We start from the raw sequence: 2256 nt of genomic DNA, 5'->3' as shown, positions 1-2256 counted from the left end.
AGAATTTTAAAATTAATTTTAGATAAGATTAACCTACCAACTTTTAAGTATGGTATAATAAATTAAACTAAATTTATTTGATATGAGAAATATTGCTCTGTAAAAATAAATTTACACAAGATTCGGGACTTAACCTTTTTAGATATAAAGAATAAATACTAATAACTATGAAAATTTATAACCGTTAAACTTTTATAGTTATAATAATTAATTAAAAACTAAACAAAATGCTTCTCTATAACAGAGAAGCATTTTGTTAATAATTTGGTTATTATGCTAAAGCTGCTTTAGACGCAATAACTAATTTTTCAAATTCTTCTGGTTGATTAATTGCTAATTCTGATAATATTTTACGATTTAAATTGATATTTGCTTTATTCAAACCATCAATAAAACGTGAGTATGATAAATCATAATTACGAACCGCAGCATTAATTCTGGTAATTCAAAGTTTACGGAATTCATGTTTACGATTCTTACGGTCACGGTAAGCATACGCAAGGGAATTCATAACTTGTTCATTGGCTGTACGGTATAGAGTGTGTTTTGCTCCATAGTATCCTTTAGCTAACTTTAATATTTTTTTACGACGATGATTAGTTGTATAACCACCTTTAACTCGAGCCATTTTATATCACCTTTCTTAAGATATCTTAATTTTTTTTCAACGTCTACAGTCAGTTGCATCAACTAGACCTCATCCACGAGCTTGACGTTTTTGTTTTGTTGTTTTATTTTGTGCTAAGTGAGAAACACCAGCTGTCCCACACATAATTTTGCCAGTTCCGGTAATTTTAATACGCTTTTTAATAGCCTTCTTTGTTTTCATTTTTGGCATATTTTTGACCTCCGATTAATTTTCTTGACTTTTCTTTTTTGGAAATAAATAAATAGTTTGTATGTTTTTTTCTTTTTTATCAAAACTTTTATCATAAATACAAATATCTTCTAATTCTTTGTAAAACTTCATAATAACTTCTTTCCCAATTTCAGGATTAGAGTTTTCACGACCACGATATTTTAAAGTAATTTTTACTTTGTTTCCATCATTTAAAAACTTTCGAGCATTTTTAGCCTTAGTTTGTATATCATGATCACCAATAACAGCGCTTAAACGAATTTCTTTTTCTTCAGAAATTGCGGCCTTTTGTGCTTTTTTAGCTTCCTTTTCTTTTTGTTGCTGCTCAAAGCGATATTTATCAAATTTAAACATTTTACAAACAGGAGGACGAGCATTTGGTGAAATGCATAGTATATCAAATCCTAATTCTTCAGCTTTGCGTAAAGCATCGAATCTCTTCATTAATCCATAATTAGTACCATCGTTACCAATGATTAAGCTTTCATAAGGAATATTGCTATTTCATAAATCGTCATTATTTTTAATAGCCATACATACCTCCTTTAGATAGATACATAAATAAAAGTGTGCCTAAAGAGCACACTCACCATTACAAAGTAACTTATTTTTATATAAATAAGATCTGTAAAGCATTGAACCTATAACAACTTAGTTATCAGGTGAGTGTAAAATACTACTTTCTTTATGTCATTTATTATTATAGTAAATTTTGCACAAATTGCAATACTTTTTTGTTTTAAAACCAGAACTTGTGATAAACTAAAAATGACTTATCAATCGTTAAGAAAATAAGTGTTTAAAACAAACTAAATTTATTATCCAACTAATCAGTTGCTGCAACAATTTCTTCAGATTCTGTTGAATATTCTTCAATAATAATTTCCAATTGTTTACTCTCAATTAAATAATTAATAAAAGGATGTAAAAATCCTTTTTTATTTTGGCTCATCTTAATCTCACCCTTTGTATTCTTAAAGAAAAAATAAAAAAATCATAATTATATAAGTAAATATTAACATTTTTTTATATTTTTTCATAAATAACACAAACTATAAGTATTCACGTACTCTTTTATTATTTATAATTTATATTATAAGTGTTATTTTTAAAATAAAAAAAATCTTAACGTTTAAAATTAAGACTTGTAAAAAGAATAATAAAAAATTTGGCATCGTGCTATTTTCCCATTGCTGGTATTTTCGCCGCTGGAGTGCTTAACTGCTGTGTTCGAGATGGGAACAGGTGTGGCCACTTCCGCCATTGACACCAAATAGTTTACAGCAATTGCTCCCTAAAAACTAGAAATAGACATCTTTAAATTTGATTACTTTTGATTTGCAATAGAGAATATCTTTAATAAATCCTCGATCTATTAGTATCAGTAAGCTAAACAC

Annotated in this window: 4 protein-coding genes and 1 rRNA gene; all 5 read right to left on the bottom strand. The window is 27.4% G+C overall.

The annotated features are described in order from the left end of the window. Positions 1-271: 271 nt before the first annotated feature. Positions 272-628 (bottom strand): 50S ribosomal protein L20, encoded by a 357-nt coding sequence (gene rplT, locus RDJ14_RS03450; RefSeq protein WP_308149981.1) that lies wholly within the window; start codon positions 626-628, stop codon positions 272-274. Between the two features lie 15 nt (positions 629-643). Next, positions 644-838, bottom strand: a complete 195-nt coding sequence (rpmI, locus tag RDJ14_RS03445) for a 50S ribosomal protein L35 (protein WP_308149980.1) — start codon at positions 836-838, stop codon at positions 644-646. A gap of 15 nt (positions 839-853) precedes the next feature. Beyond that, positions 854-1393, bottom strand: a complete 540-nt coding sequence (infC, locus tag RDJ14_RS03440; protein WP_308149979.1) for a translation initiation factor IF-3 — start codon at positions 1391-1393, stop codon at positions 854-856. Between the two features lie 292 nt (positions 1394-1685). Then, positions 1686-1811 carry a hypothetical protein gene (locus tag RDJ14_RS03435; RefSeq protein ID WP_308149978.1) on the bottom strand — a complete coding sequence of 42 codons (126 nt, stop codon included), beginning with the start codon at positions 1809-1811 and terminating at the stop codon, positions 1686-1688. A 214-nt stretch (positions 1812-2025) separates the two neighbouring features. Next, positions 2026-2133, bottom strand: a 5S ribosomal RNA gene (rrf, locus tag RDJ14_RS03430). Positions 2134-2256 lie beyond the last annotated feature (123 nt).

The organism is Spiroplasma sp. AdecLV25b (assembly GCF_030913225.1).
GTDB lineage: Bacteria > Bacillota_I > Bacilli_A > Mycoplasmatales > VBWQ01 > Spiroplasma_E.
The sequence above is the reverse complement of the archived record's forward strand: the minus strand, read 5'-3'. Positions and strand labels throughout refer to the sequence as shown.